The sequence below is a fragment of the Psychrobacter immobilis genome, assembly GCF_003148585.1.
GTDB classification, from domain to species: domain Bacteria; phylum Pseudomonadota; class Gammaproteobacteria; order Pseudomonadales; family Moraxellaceae; genus Psychrobacter; species Psychrobacter immobilis.
The window spans coordinates 33,459-54,522 of sequence record NZ_QGGM01000010.1 but is presented as its reverse complement, the minus strand read 5'-3'; the positions used below and the strand labels follow the sequence as shown (position 1 = coordinate 54,522).

At 34.9% G+C, this 21,064-nt stretch carries 12 protein-coding genes; 3 read left to right on the top strand and 9 right to left on the bottom strand.

Annotation, left to right across the window (positions count from 1 at the left end):
• Positions 1-137: 137 nt before the first annotated feature.
• From C8D84_RS09095 to C8D84_RS09075, 5 genes are all read right to left on the bottom strand, one after another.
• Positions 138-716 carry a hypothetical protein gene (locus C8D84_RS09095; protein ID WP_109591618.1) on the bottom strand — a complete coding sequence of 193 codons (579 nt, stop codon included), beginning with the start codon at positions 714-716 and terminating at the stop codon, positions 138-140.
• A 24-nt stretch (positions 717-740) separates the two neighbouring features.
• Positions 741-3,785 carry a tyrosine-type recombinase/integrase gene (locus C8D84_RS09090; protein ID WP_109591616.1) on the bottom strand — a complete coding sequence of 1,015 codons (3,045 nt, stop codon included), beginning with the start codon at positions 3,783-3,785 and terminating at the stop codon, positions 741-743.
• 2 nt (positions 3,786-3,787) lie between these two features.
• Positions 3,788-6,319, bottom strand: coding sequence for a hypothetical protein (locus tag C8D84_RS09085; RefSeq protein ID WP_146192889.1), 2,532 nt, complete (start codon positions 6,317-6,319; stop codon positions 3,788-3,790).
• Positions 6,320-6,437: 118 nt separating this feature from the next.
• Positions 6,438-7,613, bottom strand: a complete 1,176-nt coding sequence (locus C8D84_RS09080; RefSeq protein WP_109591612.1) for an Arm DNA-binding domain-containing protein — start codon at positions 7,611-7,613, stop codon at positions 6,438-6,440.
• A gap of 2 nt (positions 7,614-7,615) precedes the next feature.
• On the bottom strand, positions 7,616-7,831 hold the full coding sequence (locus tag C8D84_RS09075) for a hypothetical protein (RefSeq protein ID WP_020442991.1): 216 nt from the start codon (positions 7,829-7,831) through the stop codon (positions 7,616-7,618).
• Between the two features lie 124 nt (positions 7,832-7,955).
• Between C8D84_RS09075 and C8D84_RS09070 the strand changes: the two genes are divergently transcribed.
• Positions 7,956-8,177: a helix-turn-helix domain-containing protein gene (locus C8D84_RS09070; RefSeq protein ID WP_225735171.1), complete on the top strand. Its 222-nt coding sequence runs from the start codon at positions 7,956-7,958 to the stop codon at positions 8,175-8,177.
• Between the two features lie 225 nt (positions 8,178-8,402).
• The gene (locus tag C8D84_RS09065) at positions 8,403-8,681 is read left to right on the top strand and encodes a hypothetical protein (protein ID WP_109591610.1); all 279 of its coding nucleotides are present in this window, start codon (positions 8,403-8,405) and stop codon (positions 8,679-8,681) included.
• Positions 8,682-9,477: 796 nt separating this feature from the next.
• On the opposite strand, the gene C8D84_RS09055 is transcribed toward C8D84_RS09065, so the two are convergent.
• Together C8D84_RS09055 and C8D84_RS09050 are read right to left on the bottom strand one after the other, a co-directional pair.
• Entirely contained in the window at positions 9,478-12,315 is a 2,838-nt protein-coding gene (locus C8D84_RS09055) for a DEAD/DEAH box helicase (protein WP_109591606.1), read from the bottom strand.
• 9 nt (positions 12,316-12,324) lie between these two features.
• Positions 12,325-13,818: a hypothetical protein gene (locus C8D84_RS09050; protein ID WP_146192888.1), complete on the bottom strand. Its 1,494-nt coding sequence runs from the start codon at positions 13,816-13,818 to the stop codon at positions 12,325-12,327.
• Positions 13,819-14,091: 273 nt separating this feature from the next.
• Between C8D84_RS09050 and C8D84_RS09045 the strand changes: the two genes are divergently transcribed.
• Entirely contained in the window at positions 14,092-14,481 is a 390-nt protein-coding gene (locus tag C8D84_RS09045; RefSeq protein WP_109591601.1) for a hypothetical protein, read from the top strand.
• A gap of 101 nt (positions 14,482-14,582) precedes the next feature.
• On the opposite strand, the gene C8D84_RS09040 is transcribed toward C8D84_RS09045, so the two are convergent.
• Entirely contained in the window at positions 14,583-15,983 is a 1,401-nt protein-coding gene (locus C8D84_RS09040; RefSeq protein ID WP_109591599.1) for a hypothetical protein, read from the bottom strand.
• Complete coding sequence (locus C8D84_RS09035) at positions 15,983-21,025, bottom strand: AAA domain-containing protein (RefSeq protein ID WP_109591597.1); 5,043 nt, start codon at positions 21,023-21,025, stop codon at positions 15,983-15,985. Before C8D84_RS09035 ends, C8D84_RS09040 begins: the two co-directional genes overlap by 1 nt.
• Positions 21,026-21,064 lie beyond the last annotated feature (39 nt).

Genomic DNA, 21,064 nt, shown 5'->3' with positions numbered 1-21,064 from the left:
TGCCCTACCTAAGGTTTCAGTTAAAGTGTTATATTGCTCCTCAGAGCTGCCCAAAAAATTGGAAGGTCTATTAACTTTTAGTTTAGAGAACTTTGATAAAACAATCTTATAACTATTCTTATCGTAACTATTGATTCTCATAGAGGATTACTGTGATTTTTAATTGTGTTGCGATCCATATCTAACAGTTCGGAGTAATCAGCTTGGCGCAAGTAGTTCCTCCTATTATCAAACACCTCGTTCCAAATACTACTATTATAATCTTGAGTAATTTTTCTTAGTGCTGATTCTATAGAGCCTGGCCTTTTGAGCGAGATTAAAGACATAGATCTAATAAAATCCATAAAAATAAAATCAACTACATCTTGATTGAAATCCTTCTCAATACGCTTTTTATGTTCAGTGTTAGTATTATCTTTAGACGTCTTATAACTGAGAAAAAGCGTATTACTTTCATTAAGTTCTCTAAGATTAAATAGAGGTGAAAAACAACCTCCAATCAATAGATATTTATTAGCACCTTTACTTATCAGTGAGACATTATGGATAGGTAGACTAGGGTAACAATCAAATCTATCGCTTATCAGCTTAAGATACTCTTCTTGCCCTCCTGTAACATATGCTTCGATAATCAACTCATAGAGTTTTTTAGCCAATGGATGTAAGTCAATTTTAGTAATATTCTTAAATCTGATGGTTTTTGCGGATAAATTCATTTTATTTAAACCTCTAGATTTTATCTAATTAAGTTTTTCGCCTATCATGATGTATACATAATGACAGAATATTTGTAATGTCCGAACACTCCACTGGCTAATAGGAATATTAGAATCCAGTCTATTCTCAATTCTTATAGGCTGAGTTTGGCTCGTTAGTGAAAGCTCAGCTCGAATCTTTTTTTGATATGATCTACCTTTTGCGTAATCGAGTTCATTAAACTCCATTTGTGATCGAGGTATAGTCTTTAATGCAAGATTCCAAGAGGTTTGATCTGCCTCTGAGGCCTGCTCATAATTATAGACCTTTAAGCTAATATCTTTTTTGTATACTAGCTGACAGACAATTTCAAGATAGTTGTAAATGTCTGCAGGATGCTTAAAAATGATAAAGTTCTTACTGGGTTGAGCGTTAATAAGGGTATGAAAAACAAACTTATTAATAGCACTTTTATCATTACTTCCTTTATAAATATCACGAAATTTATCTGTCATTCGTATCATATTTTTTCTATCATCACCGTATCTATCCTTTACAGGTAGTAGACTGTGCTTATTGTTTGGATCAAATAGTCTAGGATTACCTTTTGTAGTTTGAAACTCTGATGCCCTCCTTAGTTGCTGCGCATTGTAAAGCCATTTTTCAAACGTATCTTGACTGACATCGTAGATATGCATGAGGTATTCATAGTCACCTTTTTCGGTGTAAGCTTCCAAAATTTGATTCACTTCATCGAAAGCGTATCTTTTGGTCTTATCAATTTGTTTGGTTAGATTCTCGCTAACTGATTTACTACTCTTAGGCTGTGGTAACTCTGGTAGTTTCATCTTGTATATAAGATATTCATTAATTTTTAATGGTACGTTTTCAATTTCATATTTTCTTCTTCTTGGAGTTTTTAGTAGCGGAGCATGTTTAACAGATAGTTTAAAATCTACATGATATAACAGTAGTCCAATTTGAATATCAGTAAGATGCACATAGGATGCAAACGTTGTACTAGGACTGGCGTGACCTGCTACTCCTGCTAAGGCGTATACTTTTTTGTAGGCGAGACTCGTCTCGAAATGATTGATAATATTGACAGCCTGCTTATCTTCATAAGGTAGTAGGCTTTTTAAGAATTTTGCACTTGAATGGTTATTGAATTTATAATCTTTATCGTATAAAAAGGACATCAATTGAAAATTAGTCAGGCAGCTGTGTCTTAAATGATGCGTAGTGAGGTATTTAAGACCAGTAACTTCTTTTATAAGGGTACTAATTATTTTTGAGATTGCATTAGAGTTATATGGCATGCCAGCTTGATTTGCTATGAGCGTCTGGTTTTTGTACCTAGAACGTTTGATATATACACGTCTTATGAGTTGCATATCAGATTCTAGCAATAATTGAGAAAGTGGTATACGACGCAGTGCAGAGAGGCTTTTATTGTTTCCAAATTTGTTATTTCGAACTTCTAGATAGTTCTGTGTCTCTGCAATATCTCTTATTCTTATCTTAACGATTTCACCAATCCGCAGACCACACCGTTGACCTAGTATCAGTGTTAGGCTTATAGCCTGCTTTTCATCAACAGTCATAGTGAGACTATCAATTTTATTGAGTATAGCTTGGAACATACTTTCTGAAATGTAACCGACTCTATGATGAGGTCTATCACTCGTAGCAAAAGGAGGTATAGATTCGATATTATGATGCGCAACCATATACTGATGAATTTTATCAATTAATTCAGCAGCTGCGTTCGCGGCCTTTGGAGTTTTACTAAGTTCGATCATCTCAGTATATAGTGCTACAAAATCATCTTCTTGATAGTCCTTTAGACTCGCATTTTCTGTCAGGGCTAACCATCGATTGGTAATTCTATTGCTATAAGTCTGAATGCTAGAGACCATATGACTGGTTGTCATTGATAGCAGCCAACCAACGATTGCCCTTTCGTTTAAAGGCGCATAACTATTTTTAAGTTCGCTATCGAGTTTTTTTAATTTTTTAACAAATGGTTTTTTAGAAATTTTATTATTACTATCACTTTTAAAAATCTTCGCTATCTCAACTGCTAATTGAGAATTTGTTACTGTAGAAATATTATTAGAAGTACTAGGTACTTGGTTGCTCAGCTGTTCTTGATTAGTTGTATCATGCCGAATCTCATATATGAGCGATTGCCAATTGGAAGTTGGTAAACTAAATGTATCTTCTTTGCCCGTAACGATATACCACATATACTCGGGCAAATTAAGTGAAAGGTAGTTTTCTAAAATGTACACTGCTGCAATCAAGAATCGTCTTAAGCCAAAATTAACGCTACTTTCCAGTGTCTGTCGCATGCTTTGATATAAATTATGAATGTTAATATTTTTTAGCTTATCTGCGACTGGTACTGCTTTTTCTTTGATATAGGACTGAAGAATATGTGCTGATAGAGGAGATATAAAAACTTGCGTTTGGTGTACAGCTTCTGTCCCTACATAAGTGTTTGTATGATAGGAGCTATCGTCAACAACCACAGCAATGATTGGTAGACCATAGACTTGTTCAATCATTAAGCAGTCATCAGATAGCTGCTTCAATATTGCTTGTAGCACAGACACTTTTAGTACTGCACTATGAAAAATAAGACTTAAAAATACATCGTTTAAAGTTAGATCAATATTAGTTTGAGCTTCTAATCGTTTACTCCATTCTAAATAGAAATCTAGTACGTCCTTACCATCAGAAAACCATTCCTGTGTGCGAAAGGAGGCTGGACGAGATGATTGAATAATGAGTTTTGGAAAACCTATAGTAATGTTTTTATCTTCCATACGATCTTGACAGTACTTTACGGCATGACTGTAAGCAGTAGAATACTTTCTTACATCTTGAAAATGCTTGTTAGTAGATAAATTTTTATCAAATTTAGCCCACATTAAATTGAAAGATTTTTGGTGGTCTTTTGATTCTAAAATTTTAATAAAATCAATATATTTATCTATTAGTTTACGAGCTAACAAAAAACGTTTTTCTTCTCGTTGATCTCGATTTTCTTTACGTATTTCAGCACCTGATTTATTATTACTCATATCTAGTGCTCCAACTTAATTAGTTTAAAACCAATATCTTTAGTCAGTTCATTTATAGTTTGGGCAAAAGCCCTAAGTTCACTTCGTTTTAATCCACTAAATCTATCGTAAAAGCTATATCCAAGCTCATCAGAGTGTCCCATCCAAGCACTGACCACATCATATCCGATACTGTCTTTGTTCAGAGATGGGTCAAAAGAATATTTTCCAATATGCTCGTTTTGTAGCGAGCGTATATAGTGACGAGGCCAGTTGAGTGGTAAAGAGATATAAGCTGATATACGTTTTTTAAGGAAAGTATTATCCAGTTTTAGTCTAGTAACTGTGCTAGTTGCTTCATCCAGCTTCAAGTAGCATACCAGTCCAATATTGCCGTCTAGAATATTCGTATAGATTAGTCCAATGTCGTTCCCTAATTTATTAAAAAGACTAGCGTTGCCTTTGATAAATTTTATGTACTCGTCAATTTGTTGACATAATATAGCTGGTAGATATATAAATCTGCCTATAGTATCTTGCTGAACTTCTTTATCACTTATAAAATACAAACCTGTTCTGGTATCTATATCTGACAATCTGCCGAATGGCTCATTCACTGGGCGGTAACCGCTAGCAATGGATAGCCAAATATATAGATAATCGGTGAAAAAGTTATGCAACTCTACAAAATCACCTACTTTCAAAAAACTAATTTTTCCAATTTTTTCTAGAATATTTTTCTTTAACTCTTCGATGATTGGAGTTAATAATTTTTCTCGAATAGCTAGCAAAGAGCCCATTTTCTGATCATTCAAATGTGGCACAGTATCTTCATTAGTTATTTTGAAAAAAACGTCTATTCTTTCCTTGCTATCCTTGATATTTTTATCGTCAATCAGACCTAATAAGTGATTAGTAAATTTAAATTGGCATCGATATAGATCATACTGAGAGACATTGTAATAAGGCAGCGCTGATAAATGATGTACAGGAGACTCAGTAATTACTTCTATCAAGGCTTGATCAACACCGTTCTGAGATAAGTAGCTAGTAAAGTAGTTTCTTATTTTATTAAAACTTAATCTTACTTTATACTTTTTATTGAACGCCTTGATGTCATTGGTAGCTTGAGCATGAATCGAAATCATTAAATCATCATCCAATACGTAAGTCATCTCACGGTGTAGCTCTATAAGAACAATTGGCATGTAGAGGAAAAGAATACTTTCATTATTAGCACATAATTTTTTATCCCAACTTTCATCCGTATAACTACGTTTCGGTGCGAATTGAAGTTTATATCGATAGCCATTAAACCCATCTTCTAAATTATCTGATTCAAATATATTCTCATTACCGGTTAATAAGATCATTAGTAAATAGAGAGCAGATTGATGGCTTAGGTCAAACTTAAACTTCTCATCTATACAACGTCCTCTATCTAGCTCGCCTAAATCTAGTTCCTTGAGCTTACAACCAAGGTACTTTACCAATGTGGATATATCATCTTCATGGGCTATATTGACACTAGTAACTAAATTCATAGCACTTTTTCGACGACTGTTTGATTGACCTTCAGCCCTTACCAAATCAAGATAATAGTTACTGGGAGTATTGACTGTTATTTGTTCAAAAAATTCTTTCTCGTTATCTTGACGTTCTTCATCTTCAAAAGCTTCTGTACTATTTACATCCTTAGTAAGATTAACTAAGTCGCTGATTGTATTACCTGTCGTGTCATCATAATGTAATGAGCCATTAGCAACCTGATAGGTGGTACTAGTTACGCGAATAATACCAGAGTCGTTTTTGAAATAGTTTTCTATCGGCAGAATATACTCATAAATATATTTAGCTATACGCTCATTAAGCTCATTTTTAGCATTGCTAGAAGAGAATGAAGTGCTCCTGCTTAGTAACTTGTTACCATATTTTTTTATTTCTGACTCAAAGGTATCAAGAGTGCTATTTAACCATCTGGTGTAATGATCATTGTCTTGAGACTCGATAAGGTGGCTTTGGAGATCATTAAGACTCTCAAACTCTGTTATGTCTGGCAAAAATGGGACTAGGAATTCACGAATATTACTCGTTAAAAACCGACATTCATCAAGTGTGGTTTCAATCCTACTATCATAATCAGTCAACTCAACCATTTTAAGGCAGAGAAAAAAGTAAAAAGAACGAATGCTATTTATTTTTGGTGAGTCTGAACGACTGGCTAAAAAATTAATGAGGTAGAGATCTTTGAGATACTTATGACGTGTTTTTATGGTTTTTAGGAAGTTTTTCTGATCAATACCGCTTTCGTATATCTGTAGTTTCTCTAATTCAGTTAAAGTAGAAACTGTATCTTTTGTTTTTACCCATTCAGATAAAGCATGGTACTCACTTTCTAGCGCTGATCTGAATTGCTCAGGCAAAGTATCTTGTAGAAATTTTAATTCAACAAGTAAGCACGAAATTTCATCTATATTTGACCACTTAATAATATTTGTTTGTAACCATTCACCAATTTTGCAAGCTCTTTTAGTTGCTTTGTTGTCTGTATCCATTGCTACGCAACCGTTATAAGTCATTTAAATAACTGTAGCTCCGTTCATTTAAACCATCCAGCTTTAATACAAAAAAAAGACACCTATTTAGATGTCTTTTTATTATATATAGGCTTTTTCATAGGTTTTGTAGTATACCTCGGTCTTTCAATAGCTTATCCAGCGCGCTTCCGTCTTGACGAGTAAGGTTCGGTACATAGCGAGAATAAACGGTAAATAGCATCTTAGTATTGCTATGGCCCATCTGAGAGGCAATCCATTCAGGCGCCTCGCCAGCAGCTAGCCAAAGCGTTGCAGCAGTATGCCTAGATTGATAAGGATTACGCATATCTACCTCTAGATACCTCAGTAGTGGATACCAAACTCGCCGCGTCACGTTGCGATGATTCAAAGCTGTGCCAGCTTTTGTACAAAACACAAATTTGTTTTGCTGGCTGTTTATTTTTTTTTGCTCAAGCAGTGCATCGTAGACCAGGGCATTCATTTGAATCACACGATTGGAGCCACTAGTTTTAGTTGGACCAACTATGCCGTTTACTACCGCCTGATCAACAATGATTTGTCTGCGTTCAAAATCTATATTTTTCCAGGGCAAACCATCTATCTCGCCTGTCCTCATACCTGTAAAGAAACGCACAATATAATACGGTTTGAAGTCCCTACGCACGTTATTAATGATTAACATAACCTCGTTTAAGGTAAAAGGATTAACGCTACTTTTAGGTTCACTGAGTGGCTTAATATTTTTCCAAGGGTTATCAAAGTCAAAGCGCTCGGTAGCTTCAGTGATTACCATACGTAAAGGAGTCATTATGTGGTTGATACGGGAAGCTGATAATGGTCGCCCATTATTTCCCCCTTTAACCAGTTTGCCTCTAAAAGCCATAATTTTAGCTTTAGTAATCGTGTTTAAGGATATGTCGCCGAACTGAGGATATAAATAGATTCTAAAAATATCATCGACATTACTTATCTGTGAATCACGCCATTCTGGTTTTTTCTCTTCTAACCAGATTTTACTAAAGTTACTAAAACTAGAGCTTGAATCTTTATGACTGTTTGTCGACTTAACTAATTCTAAGCTTTTAAATTTTTCAAGTTTTTTACTTTGTGGAAAATAGTTTTCGTACCGAAAACTCCCCAATTGAATGTCAGCTTCCATTCTGCTAACGAAGTTTTCTAGGCGCTTTCGATTGGGCTTAGTGTCTGTTAGTAAGGTTTGCTCTCTACAGCGCTGACCTATGTATCGGAAATCTACGTACAGGTTGCCATTACGGCTATTGATACTCGCCATGATTACGCTCCCGCTGCAAATGGAATGGTATCGTCGTAGCCTGTCAGCATCAGCTCTTCAATCTTTTGCCATATAAAAAGGATTTTTCTACCTCCAAATGGTTTGATGTAATGAACGCCCTCAATAAACACAGCATCTTTAAGCTGGTTGCGTATGGTCTTGCTGTCATATTTAATACGTTGTGACAGCTCTTCTGTTGTTAAATAGGTATAACTCATAGTAAAATCCTTACTAAAGATTAAAGTGTTATTATCTGATAGCTTTATGACCTGCTATAGAACATAATTTACACTAAAAATAATCTTTTGCAAGACATTTTTATCTACAGTAGGTTATTTTATTATGGAGGAGGTTATGGTGAAATGTAATTTATCTAGAATTATGGGCGAAAAAAGACTTAAGATTGCCGACGTGTCTAGAGATACAGATGTCAACAGAGGCACAATCACACGTATGTATAACGAAGAAGCGACCAGAGTGGATCTAGAGGTAGTAGAAAAGCTATGCTTATATTTGGATATTGAAGTGGGCGACCTTTATGAGCTAGTTAAGGAAGAAGAATAAACTTTCCTCCTTTTAAAATTCAAGATAGTGCTGCGCTTATCAGTCATTACACCAAATAGTACGCAGCAATATAGTTTCTCAAATGAGTTAAATGTTCTATTAAGTAATAAAAAGCTCTATAGAAGGTTATTTTGAGTTGCATCAGATCGAAATGTATGTATAATTAAATCTGTAGGAAGTCATTACGACTAACAGAAAGAAATATTCATCTACAGGAGGTTATACATGAACGCATTTATTAAATCGCCGCATGCTTCAATCTGGTTAAGCGCCGAAGCGATATCGCTATCTACCAAACTTATGGTAAATCTGCAAATACAACAGGGCTCGCAGTTAGCAAGAATGCTAGGCGTTAACCCGATATTTTATAATGATGAAGCGGTTAGGATATGGGTTCAACGTGAGCTCAATGAGGGGTTAGCGCTAAATTATTATGCATTAACAAATCTTGAGACCAAATTTTTGGACATTATGAATCACTACGATATCCCTTATTCGTTGTGATCAACGTTAACTATTTGGTTTGGAGATAACCATGAGCTTAAAACTTATTTTTAGCCCTTATGTAGATCAGTCCGACATACAGCTATGTGAAGACTATTGGGCATACGGGCATGATGGGCGGTATGTAGAGTATATAGAAATACTCTGCAGACAATACCATATCGATTATCATATTTTGTTTGGCGTATTAGCGGAGTGTCAGGCTTACTTAGATGATGTTCACTGTGAGTACTGTGGACGGCCGTATCAACTTGATGTACCAGCGGATATACCTTATATCAGAAAACAATCATCTTGGTTCTGTGAATCATGTATTAGCTTTTCCGGTGGGCAGCTTATAGTAGGTAGGTAACAATTTAAAACCAATGAAAAGCCAATTAATCGAGAGATTAGCTGGCTTTTTCATTTTTTATGCTTAATTGATCTTTAGTAGGATAGATAAAATGTCTATTCAAAGTTATCTAATTACTTTTATGCTCTAGCACTTATAATAACTGAGTATTATCAATACGGATTAGCATATTGCCTTTTTGTGGCTAATGTCATTTAGATATCCTTATTAGTAATATTGTTTTCAATATACTTAATCTACTACGTTCGGAGATCTTTACAATGCTTAGCTAGCTGATTCACGACATATAATATCGCTTACTCATGCTTTAGCGAAATAAAACATAATTGGTGTGCTTATATCTATATCTAATTTAGTTTGACCAAAATTCACTATTTTGAAGTACATAAGTCTTCTTAATTTAGTTCCTTCATATATAACTCAACAATCATTGACCGACGATTGTTAGGTCGTAGCAACACTTATCCATCTTATATCTGAAGGCTGTAAATACCTATTGGAATTCGATGCCATAAAATCTGATAAAGTCTTATCAATTTCTGTTACAGAGTTTTTACAATAATCCTTATTTGGTAAAACCATTGCATTATCGATAGGATTTGATTTGATGAGAAAAACATCCAAAGCATTGTCTGGATTGACAACTAATCGTTCTGGTGAGCGATAGCAAATACATAATTGTTTTTTAATAATATAACCTTGAAGGTCTTGCCACTTTAAGATTGAAGTAGTGATTTCAGTAAATTTATCGGTTGTATTAGTATTAATTAAAGCTGAAAGTCCACCGAAACTGTAGCTCGTTGCCTGTTTGATGAAATACTGCATAATGAGAGATGATAAATCAAGCAGGTGCGTTGCATTACGATCATTAGCAATCGTCCTATCTGTTGTCACCTCGATAATTGATGCTTTACCAAGCAGAATTCTAAATTTATTTTGCAGTTCTTCATCAAATCGAATACGGATAGTATTTATTTCAGGATGATGGGTATGTTCAATTTTCATAATTTCTAACATACCTATTACAAAATTATGAATATGACTAGAATCAATAACTACCTCATATTTTAACTCGTCTACATTGCTACTAGCTGCATAATCCAAAAGCTCTCTTTGCTTCTCTACAGCATTTTTGGCATTATCAAGTGCATCTTGAATACGTTTATGAGTACGAGTTATACCTACCTGATTAAGTTCAGACAAAACATTTTCAACATCAATCTGATTGGATATTTCACCAAGAATTTCATCTTTAAGACCTTCGTTATACTCATTATTTTGTAGAGAAGATAAGTCGTCAACAATTTGATCAATCCTATTATACATTGAAATGATAAGCTTTTGATCTAAGCTATCAGGTTGGTATAGGTTGAATATAGCCACTCGATTTTTCTGACCATAGCGATATAAACGTCCTATTCTCTGTACTAATCTCATAGGATTCCATGGTAAATCGTAATTTATCATGATATTACAAGCACGTTGTAAGTTAATGCCTTCGCCACCTGCTTCTGTTGAAATCAGAAAAACTCCCTTCGTCTCAAAATGCTCAATAGCTTTTCTTCTCTCGTCATGACTCATTGAACCATTGATAAGACTAACCGAGTCTTCACCAAAATATTTTTCTAAATGAATCCGTAAGAACTCCTGAGTATTACGATACTCACTGAAAATGAGAATTTTATTAGAAGGGTTGTCAGATAAAATTTTATCAACAACTTCATTTTTAAAATATGCAAATTTTTGGTCATCGATAAGTAACGCTGAACTGGCACTTATTAAATTTTTAAGCAGAACAAGCTCACCGTCAAAGAATTCACGGTTAGAAGTTTGAGAAAGCTGGTATTCTTCATTTTCACCTACAAATCGCTCATCACCATCAGCTACTAAGTTATAATTATTATGCAGCTCATCTCGTCTAACTTCTATCTTAGCGATACGTTTTAGTAGAGCCTGGTGAATGGCTTGAATACTGGACGCTGCAAGCTTTCTATAGGTGGTCATGACAAACCCAATAGCTCTTGCCTGTGGATTAGCTCCCTCAGTACTCGCAGAGTAGCCTAACTTGAAATACTCTGCTAGCTGCAGCTCAAAATCAGTAAACTTTTTACTTGCAGGGACATTGATGGCATGAACGGTTTTACCTTTAAAAATAAAATTGCCTTCATGATCTGTAACATCTGCTTTATGATTTCTAAAAACCATATCTCGCATAATCTCTGGATTAAAATTCAAAGTTGCTAATTGGTCTCTTCTTTCTGGCCTTAATAGCTCTAATAAAGCAACAAATTTATCCTGTTCGCCTTGATGAGGAGTTGCACTAAGCAATATCAGTGACTTTGTTCTATTTCGGAGTTTATTGGCTAAAATAAAGCGTTCGGATGATTTTATTTGCATACCATACTGCTTGCGACTTAGCCGATGCCCTTCATCAAAAATAATTAAATCCCATGGCTCAGCTGCCAATAAGAGATCAATATGATTATCATTTTTAAGCTTGTCTATGGATCCAATGACATAATCATGTAGCTTCCACTTGCGAACTTCATCTACTTTAAAGTCTTCATCATATATTTCAAACTCTTCTAAATTGAACTTATCATACATCTCTTCTTGCCACTGTTTAACCAATCCAGCAGGAGTAACTAAAAGAACTCTTTTAGCCAAATTTCTTTGTTTCAAAGCATGTATGAGCATCCCTGTCTCAATAGTTTTTCCAAGTCCTACATCATCTGCAATTAGCCAATTTAGATTTCCTGAAGCTAATATGTGATGAACTAGGTTAATTTGGTGTGGTAGAGGGTCTATATCAAGATGAGACAGGGCTCCTGAGTTCTCATTCCAGAGTTCGATAGCATTTGCCAAAGTTCTAAGTCTTAACCGCTCTGCTTCTAAATTTGATTTACTAATATCTCCTCTAATGTATCTATCTTTAGATTCTTTAATCCATACCAAATGTTGATAAGGCATCCATATTTTTCTTTCACTGTCCTTAAAGTCCACCAAAAACTGCTCAAACCCTGCAAGCACTCTTTGTTGCACTATCAAACCTTGCCCGAGTGATTGATGACCTACATCCGGAGTCTTATCAATGACCACCATACCAGCTATAAGTCCTGAACTCACATCAGTTGCCACGCACTTAGTGATAGAATTAGTTTCACTCAACCAACGAATATTTAATTCATCAATGTTGGAGCTAATTACAGTGCCAAATCGATTTTTATTATGAGTATGTTTGACTAGGCAGCCAGCTACGGGTATTAAACTATTATTCAACATATTTACTATTCACTCTTTGGTTGTTTCTGCATTGAGCTCTTGATTTGACAATTGAATTCGCCTTTCTGTCCAATACCAGTAAGGATCACCTACTTGGGGAGCAGGTAGACCTAAACGCTCCTTGTCACAGATTAGCTGAACCTCGAATAAGTCAGCATTGTCTAGCCAAGCCTCAGGAGTAAAATCATTATTTTCGAATACATAGCTGTCACTTGCAGGTAAAAACCCCTTAATTTCAAATGCCCATAACCAGACAAAGCCAATAAATCTCCAATACTTTCTTTGTAGTATTTTTTTAGACATCCAGACCTCATAGAGTCGGTCAATAACATCTACGATTTCTTCAATGCATGGGTAGCTGTCAAATGCTCTGACTATTTTGAGAGCACTATTCCAAGACATAACATGTTGACTGTAACTATAGCTACTGCAACCTCTTTCAAATGCTATCCAATAATGATCATTTTCTTCCCAAAATATCTTTATCTCAAATAGTAGCTCAAGCTCTGTAGGAGATAAATCAAACTCCAATAAGCGTTCTAACGCAGTTTTGGTAGCGCTCCAACCATAGCGATAAAAAATATCGCTAATTAGTCCTAAATATTTTTTAGAACTCCATTCAGACAACATTATGAATTCAACTGCTTTCTGTTGAGCTCTTTTTTCTCTTGAAACGGTATTATCTTCAATACCTAAATCAACAAAGTTATCTAATTCCTCATCTTCAAAATCGTAAACATAATCATCTAAGGCTGAATAATCTTCCTCGTCAAAATTGATTTCATCCTCATCAGTCTCGGATGGGATAAAATCATCATAGCTTTCAAGGTCCTCAATATTCTCGAATCCACTAACTTCGTCAATACTTTCGATATCTATAATATTTTTAATACCTTCAGATAAATTAAAAGTGTTTTTACTGTTTTCGGATTGCTTTTCATCTGCTGGTATATTGATAACTATAAGTTCATTCAACAGCTCATTTTTGCTCTCTACTTCTGATGCTCTAGTCTCTTCATCAAGTCCATTATCTTCGTTAAAGTGCTTGGCGACTCCATCGGCTAGAAGATTAAACGGACGTATAACATCATCAAATAAATTTAGTTGTCCACTTTCAGAAGTTTTCTGTACAGTACTAAAAGATGTAGACACAATTCTAGGTTCATTAAAATTATTACTTCCTTCAGCTAGGTTAATAAAAAAGTTGTCATCTTTATCGGCGTCTATGAGCTGATAGTCAAAGTAGATATCTAAAACATCTAGAGTAATATAGTCCTTGAGAGTATTGTAAAAAGACTGAGAAACAGTTTTACTGTTCAAGGTAAACAAGTACTCGTTGATAGAAATAAAGAAAGGTAGCAGCGCTGAAGTTTTATTTAATGACGCAGCAAAAATTTTTGACAAAGGTGAATCAATGTCAGTAGTCAATTCGATAAGATTATGAACTAATTCTTCTTTATTATTTGAACTATAAAATACATCGTTCAGAGTGTTTGCATTCATAGTCTTTAGCATCCTTGCTCTTTATCAATTGTTGATATTAAGTGTAATTAAATTGAATAAATTATTTAAATGTCCTGCCTTACAAGGAAGCTAAACACTTTAGTAAAGTTATGTTTACCAATATTACCTTAACAACTTCAGGATGAGAAGCGCAAAAAGACTTATCCGACACATACTGTCGTTTATTTCTAGTTCATTATAAAAATATACAATTGTTGTGCTATATTTACTAAGCAATAATTGCGTAACATTAATTCTACTATTGGAGTGATTATGAAATCACCTTTTTTACTATCTATAGCTGTTTTAATATTTTCATCTCTTATTTCTACTGTTTCTATAGCAGCTCCTGGCTTCTCGAATGGTATTGAAGTATACGAGAGCCAAGATGGAGGAGTATATACAACGACGTGGCGAGCATATCCGATGACTATAGAAGGTTATACTGGACCAAATTATAAAAAACCAGATAGTCTATTAATTGGTTTAACAGCAGATGGAAAAACAAGTGATTTTAGAGGTGTTTTGAGAATTACTTGCTCAAGCCCGATAAACTCAAATATAGTAAGTGATAAAGATTATAAAAGTTTAAAAGACGCTATGGCTGATGGAACCATTCCTCGCCCAGCAGTGAACGGCTTGTTCGCTAAGTTCTGTAAATAATCAATGGTATAGTTGATAATTGTGAGAGTTCAAAGAAAATTTAAAGCAGAAAAAAGGACCTTATAATACAATAAGGTCCTTATTAACAATCCCATGATCATTTACAGGTTTTTAAAAGAACCAAAATCATAACTATCAAACTTACTATCATCATCAAAAATAGGTGAGTTTAAATAGCTTTGAGTGACTGTTGCAATATGATTCACTTGTTCGATATCGGTAGTCATGAATCCTACAGGTAGAGTGACATCGTATTGATCAGGGAGTTGAACATGATAACAAACAACAGCAAGTGTATCTTCTAATACTATAACTTCGATATTGCCCTTCAGAAAACCTTCAGAAAACCCGTAAAGGTTTTCTTCAGACACTTCTTTGAACTGATGCTTTAAATCACGAACTTCATTGCGTAGGCTTCTACTTTCTTCAGGTAACGGTAAATAAGTTTTAAAGTTATACAATCTAACCTTTTCTTTATTGCGTTTCACCATAGAACCGTTGGAAATTGAGTTAATTACTTCAATTAGCTTCGTTTGCTTGCCCCAATAAAAATCACTCGGCGCAATCCAAGTCAAGTTTTTAGTTGTCTTTAGTTTACTAGCTAGTTTAGTGATTTCATCAATTACTTTGTTTTGATGATATGTTTGTCCGACAAAATATGTCTTATTGTTACTATTTAACTCTAATTCCATAAATGTATGGACATCAAGTTTACCACCTATTATAGTTTTTAAGATATCTGAAGCCCTCATTGCCTCCATACTTTGCATGATGTCAGATAAGTTGTTTTGCCCCGATCTATGGTTGCCTAGCGTTTCAGTAATCATTTGTTGAATGTTATCGGATCTAGTAAGCTCAAGTTCGCTACGTTCTAACTGAGTGCCATCTTCAGCATTAATTTCGAAAGGTTGGGTAAATCTAAAAAAGTCAGTATAAAGCTGTTCAATTAAATCTATCTTGTACAGTTCAATATCCTCCGAAAGATTTTCGATTACCTTATCTTCCTTTAGGTTCATAAAGTCTGATTGAAACTGGCGTTTAGCGACATCCTTACTCTCTGATAAGTCTTTGTTTGATACATTTAATTCCAATGCATTACGATTATCTTTAGAAATCCTTTTTTTCGGTATGAAGTTTCTATCTAATAGCTCTAAATGCAAACGCTGGGTTCTTTCTTGCAAATTAGGTATTTTCGGACCTTTACTGTTTTGATCAAATAAGAGTTGTCCCTTGCTTGACAGTCCGATAGTACCATCCTCATTCCATTCAACCCATCCTTTATCAGTCAAGTCTTGTATGGCGATTTCGGCTTCTCTTTGAGTAAAGTCAAAATAATCAGCTAGATGCTTAGGTTTACACGAATTTAACTTTAGTAAACGTAGGACAAACTCTCTGACAAAAGGAATTCCACGCTCATCCATATAGGAAAATATGATTTTAAAGCTAGGTGATTTGATGGCAAAATCAATTTGATTAAAAGCTATGCTTCCTGAATTATTCATTATTTGCGTCCTCGCTTGTTAGAAGACAGTTCTATAAGATTATATTTTGAGTCGTTACCGTGTTCTTTAAAATAGTTAAGAACTTCCGCTAACGGTGTATGTTTATTTTTTGGACTTTCCCAAGTTTTCGTTGCTCCAACAATAACGAGCTTATCCATAGCTCGTGATAGCGATACATTAGTACGGTTAGGTAAATGTAAGAATCCCGTTGTCAGTTGTTTATCAAAACGTGTAAGAGATACAATGATTATTCTATTTTCTTTACCTTGATAACTGTCTACCGTATCGATCTTTATCAGCTGTCTAAAGCTGTCATCCCAAGTATTTTCATTGAATTTTTTACGTAACAGTCGTTTTTGTTCCGCATACATACAGATCACTCCTATTAAGTGATCGCTTTCTTTCAAACACTTTTTGGCCGTCTCACTACTTAAAAGTTCATCGTTGTTTTGGATATCTTGTAGTAATTTGATGATGACATCAACCTCAACCCGATTAGATGAACTCCCATTAGATGCACCTGTATGATATGCATTAGGCATAGAGGATGTATCAAGCCAACTGACACAGGACTGGATCTCTTTGGGTACGCTGTTATATATATCAGGAATATCTTCTTCTTGTTTACCGTTTTCAAGCAAACCGTCGTAAAAACAGTATGAAACAAGATTACCAATAGCAGGTGCCATACGGTATTGAGTTTTTAGTGTAGCGCAAGTATTTTTTCCATATTCAGACTGGAATACACGCTCAAAGTCACTACCTAAAGCATCATCTAGCTCTTCACCTCGTTTAGGAATACCTAATCGTCGTGCTAAAGCTAACTTGTGTTCTTGTGAATAGATGGGAGGTAGTTGTTTATGATCACCAACCAATAGCACTCTCTTCCCAGACTGCATGGCGATGGCTAACTCACTAGAGATTGATCTTGCTGCTTCGTCAATGATAACCCAATCATAGACATTTTCGTTAATACCGATATGTGACTGTCCCATACCAACACAGGTCCCGACTACTAACTGACGTGATCTAGCAAGGAACTCTGCATAGTTAGTACGCTCATTTGATAATGAATCAAGCATATCTTCAGTAAGTTGAATTAACTCACCAGCTTCTGAGCTTTCCTTTGGTTCAACGGAGTATTCTTTATTGATTTCAGAAACTAACTTGGTATAAATATCTTCAATACTTGACTGCTTAATGTTGAAATCTATATTAAAATTGGTCTGAGCCATCTTAGATTCAATATCTTGCTCAATAGCTTTAAGAAGACTTGTTTCCTCTTTATTATCTATATCCTTTTCCTTATTGTCTTTATCACTCATCAATAAGTTATAACGCTTAATTTGTTTACCTATATCAAAGTGTATTTGAGCTCTTTTACGTAAGTAGTCTTTTTCGAGCCCCAATAATAAACCAAGGTTTTGAATGCGTTCAATTTTTTCAGCTTTAAGTAATTCGTACTTTGAATTTTGCAAGTTCTCAGAGAATACATCCTGTAATTCACTTGAAACAGTTCTACTACGGTTACTAAAACGTACAACATCCAATTCTGTATCAAGCCGACGACAGTGGCGACGTATTCTTTCAGCCGCTGTATTAACAGCCTGATGAGACTGACTCACCAGTAGGATGCTTTGAGTATTCTGTTTTTCAAATAAGTAATGTACGAATGCTGCGATAAACTCAGTTTTACCTGTCCCAGGAGGCCCTTGTAGGAGAGATACAGGTCCATTTTTTAATAGTTTTTCAAATGCCTCTTTTTGGGGATCATTTAATCTTATCGTCTGCTCATATTCATTAATACGATCATATCGTTTGAAGTCATTTTCACCAATAGTAGAGTCGTAATGAGTAGCGGGTAATTTACAAGTTGCATCAAAATATTCATAAAGGTTATTGATTACAGCCTCGCCATCTAAAATTCTAGATAGTGCATTTTTACGACGGTTGAAAGAAACCTTACTCTGCTTGCTTTGTATATAGACTATTGTGTCTTCAACTATAGAGTTATTATGTTTGACACTACCTGGCTTAAAATGAAGCTCGTTTAAAGAGCTCCTTTTAACATCTATGTTTCCATATACAAAGGTCTTATCATTAGCGGTATCTTTGCCTAAAGCTTGTACAATATCGTCTTTATTGAATTGGTCTAAAGGGCTTATTTCTCCATTGTAGGGTACATAAACCTTGTCCTCATTCTGCCAAATAACTGAGTCAGTGGCGGTAATATATGGAAGCGCTTCGGTTTCGGTGTTTAAAATTGCTTGCCATAATTCTTTAACTGTAAAGGAGTATGAATTTTCCTTCTTTGAAAGTTCTTCAGTAGATTCAATTATTTCAGAAGTAACATCAGGCTCAGATTCAGGTTCTACATTTTGATTGGTAGTGTCATTCGTTCCTTGTAACTCTTTAATAAAGTCGTCAACTGCATTAGTAAAATGAGCGTCCTTTAATAGTACTTTGTTTAAATCAGCTAAATCATGACGATGCTTGCTAGTTAGCCGCACTCCTACAGAAATAATTGATTGGCTGTCTCTTCTATCTTTAGCTGATATATGGTCTCGGCTAATAGGCGGTAGGACATGCGTGAATTTTTTTTCTGTCATTGAGTAAAAAGCTTTAAATAAACCACCTAAACCTATAAATTTAACTAGTATGTCGTTCTTTTCTTTACTTTTACTTTTTTCAAACTGAAAAAACAGCTCATCGTTTTCTGGATATATTTCAAGAGTGTCAAAAGAATCTCTATTGCCAATACCTACCGCAATCATTTGAACTTCAGATTTTGGTTGAAGAGCGTCTTTAAAACGTTCAAGAGAAATAAAACCTGATTTGAGGTCTAACAACTCAGTAGATACGACTTCAGCAATATCAGGAAATTCAGTAGAGTCTTCACCCCAAGCGATCCCCAATAACTCACAGCTCATTTTTATAACTGCAAAAATATCACGCATTTGAGCCGTAGCGTTTTCAGCGTGGCTAGGGGCATAATCATAATTTAAGTTGCTATTGCCATTTGAAGTAAAGTCTAGAGTATCAAGTAGATAGAGCTGATAATCGATACTATTAGAATCAATTTGACTTACTTTTATATTTTCAGGATGCAAATCACCATGCGTAATATCAATCCCATGAAGATGCTCAACGGCATGAATAAGTTGATCGATTAATCCAAACTTATATTCAATAGTTAACTTGTCATCTGAATTATGTAACTCTGACCACGCGAAACCTTCTACAAGGTCGCTAACCATATACAAACTACCAGATTTAGTAGCAACACCAAACTCGTGAATATTAGGTATGTATTTTGGTGAAAGCTGTTTTAACCTAGAAGTTCTTTGTAGCCAATCAAATATGGCACGAGCTTTATAATCTCCATTGACTGGAAAAGTATTTAACCATGCCTTAACTATTTGACCATTAGATACATAAACTTCCTTTTCATCAGTTTCAACAATGAAATCTCCATCCTCTCTAAACTGACGAGAGTAATTAATATCATGATAGAAAGGTTCTAGCTGATTTTTATCGAACGAAAAGTCTTTCTCATCTATGGGTTTAGCTTCGTTAAATGCACCTAAAAACCCCTCTGCATTCACATAAGAGTCCTCAGATAAAGCTTTCCTAATAATAAGGGAATACCACTCATCATCAGCTTCTAATTCGTGTTTAAATGACTCAATACTATCGTTAGATAAACGCTTTGCTTGTAGAATATGCCAGGATAATACAGCCAAAGCTCGTACGTCTAATTGGTAAGCGGTGGGTTTGTTTATAGGGTAGATATTTTGGACCAAGTCAGTGGATACGGTGAGTATGTCTCGAATGTCTCCAACAGTTCCTTTTTTAGGAAAAAAAGCAGTGGCGAAACCGGATAGGGAAACTTTCTTGTCAGCTGATAGCCATACACTGTGTGTTCCTAAATCCCTATGAGCAATATCAGCATTGTGTAAATCGACAAATTTATGCAATAGTAACTTGACGTAGTCAATACGGTCTTTAATTAGAATTTGTTTGGCTGTTTGACCGATAAATTGATTAAATCTAAGTTGAGAGGGCATCAAGTCAAATAAGTCGGTATGGTCTACGGTCATCTCTGATTTTTGAGGGACTGTTTTATAATTTAAACAGGCAGAGTAAAGCTCTTCATTAATACCCTTTAAGTGTTGTAAAACCTCATACTCTCGGCTGACTAACTTGAATCTACCATCAGGCGTTTGCGCCTCTGGATTTTTTATCTTTGAAAAATCCCAACGACGTAATAGTACTTGATCATTTTTGGAGTGCTCTGAATGAGCAAAATACTCATTATAGATTTTATTTGGATGTTGAAATGCAGGTTCGTCTTCTGCTACGTAGCCATTTACTTTAATACTTTTAGGCTTTACGTTACCTCCACCAAAAATTTCATCAAATATTATGAAGTCTTTATTCAAGACCTTTGATGCTGGGTGAGGTCTAAAATATCCATCGAACTCCTTTTCATTTTTCATTTTTAGAAAGTCATCTAGACTTATAGTGTATTTCTTTTCTTCATCGTTCAGTTTGCTAAAGTCAGCATTACCTGTCATTACGACTAAAAAATGTACAAAGGGAATGTATCCCTTATTAGAAAATCTACTCTTATATCTCTTTAAGATATTGTCAAGCAAGAATTTTTTGTTACGAGTGATAGAGACTGGGGATTTTCCCATATCTTTACTGCCAAGATACCAACGATTATTACTGCTGGTGACTTTGTGGTTATTCCAATCTTTTAGCTCTATTATTAATACATTGCAATGAGTAATAATTACTAAATCAAATTCGCCTTCTTTACTACCTCTAGGATCAACTAATCTAAATCCGGAAAACCCTTTCCATGGAAACATAGGATTGCTAGGTGCGCTTTTTTTAAGTTCAGCTAAACTAATAGTTTTGCTATTTTTCCTATCGAGTTCAGCTAATGCATCTGATGCTTGAAAGTTTGCTTTAATTTTTTCAATAGCTTCAACTTCATGCTGTGTAAGCCCACCACCCCAATCCTGTACTTCCATTACTCATCCTTAACTTTTCTAAATAAATTAAAACTGCAA

Excerpts from the sequence above, each read along its gene's own strand:
- C8D84_RS09050 (WP_146192888.1), bottom strand. The coding sequence starts at position 13,818 with ATGAATGCAAACACTCTGAACGATGTATTTTATAGTTCAAATAATAAA.
- C8D84_RS09040 (WP_109591599.1), bottom strand. The coding sequence starts at position 15,983 with ATGAATAATTCAGGAAGCATAGCTTTTAATCAAATTGATTTTGCCATC.
- C8D84_RS09095 (WP_109591618.1), bottom strand. The coding sequence starts at position 716 with ATGAATTTATCCGCAAAAACCATCAGATTTAAGAATATTACTAAAATT.
- C8D84_RS09090 (WP_109591616.1), bottom strand. The coding sequence starts at position 3,785 with ATGAGTAATAATAAATCAGGTGCTGAAATACGTAAAGAAAATCGAGAT.
- C8D84_RS09070 (WP_225735171.1), top strand. The coding sequence starts at position 7,956 with ATGGAGGAGGTTATGGTGAAATGTAATTTATCTAGAATTATGGGCGAA.
- C8D84_RS09035 (WP_109591597.1), bottom strand. The coding sequence starts at position 21,025 with ATGGAAGTACAGGATTGGGGTGGTGGGCTTACACAGCATGAAGTTGAA.
- C8D84_RS09055 (WP_109591606.1), bottom strand. The coding sequence starts at position 12,315 with ATGTTGAATAATAGTTTAATACCCGTAGCTGGCTGCCTAGTCAAACAT.
- C8D84_RS09085 (WP_146192889.1), bottom strand. The coding sequence starts at position 6,319 with ATGGATACAGACAACAAAGCAACTAAAAGAGCTTGCAAAATTGGTGAA.
- C8D84_RS09075 (WP_020442991.1), bottom strand. The coding sequence starts at position 7,831 with ATGAGTTATACCTATTTAACAACAGAAGAGCTGTCACAACGTATTAAA.
- C8D84_RS09065 (WP_109591610.1), top strand. The coding sequence starts at position 8,403 with ATGAACGCATTTATTAAATCGCCGCATGCTTCAATCTGGTTAAGCGCC.
- C8D84_RS09080 (WP_109591612.1), bottom strand. The coding sequence starts at position 7,613 with ATGGCGAGTATCAATAGCCGTAATGGCAACCTGTACGTAGATTTCCGA.
- C8D84_RS09045 (WP_109591601.1), top strand. The coding sequence starts at position 14,092 with ATGAAATCACCTTTTTTACTATCTATAGCTGTTTTAATATTTTCATCT.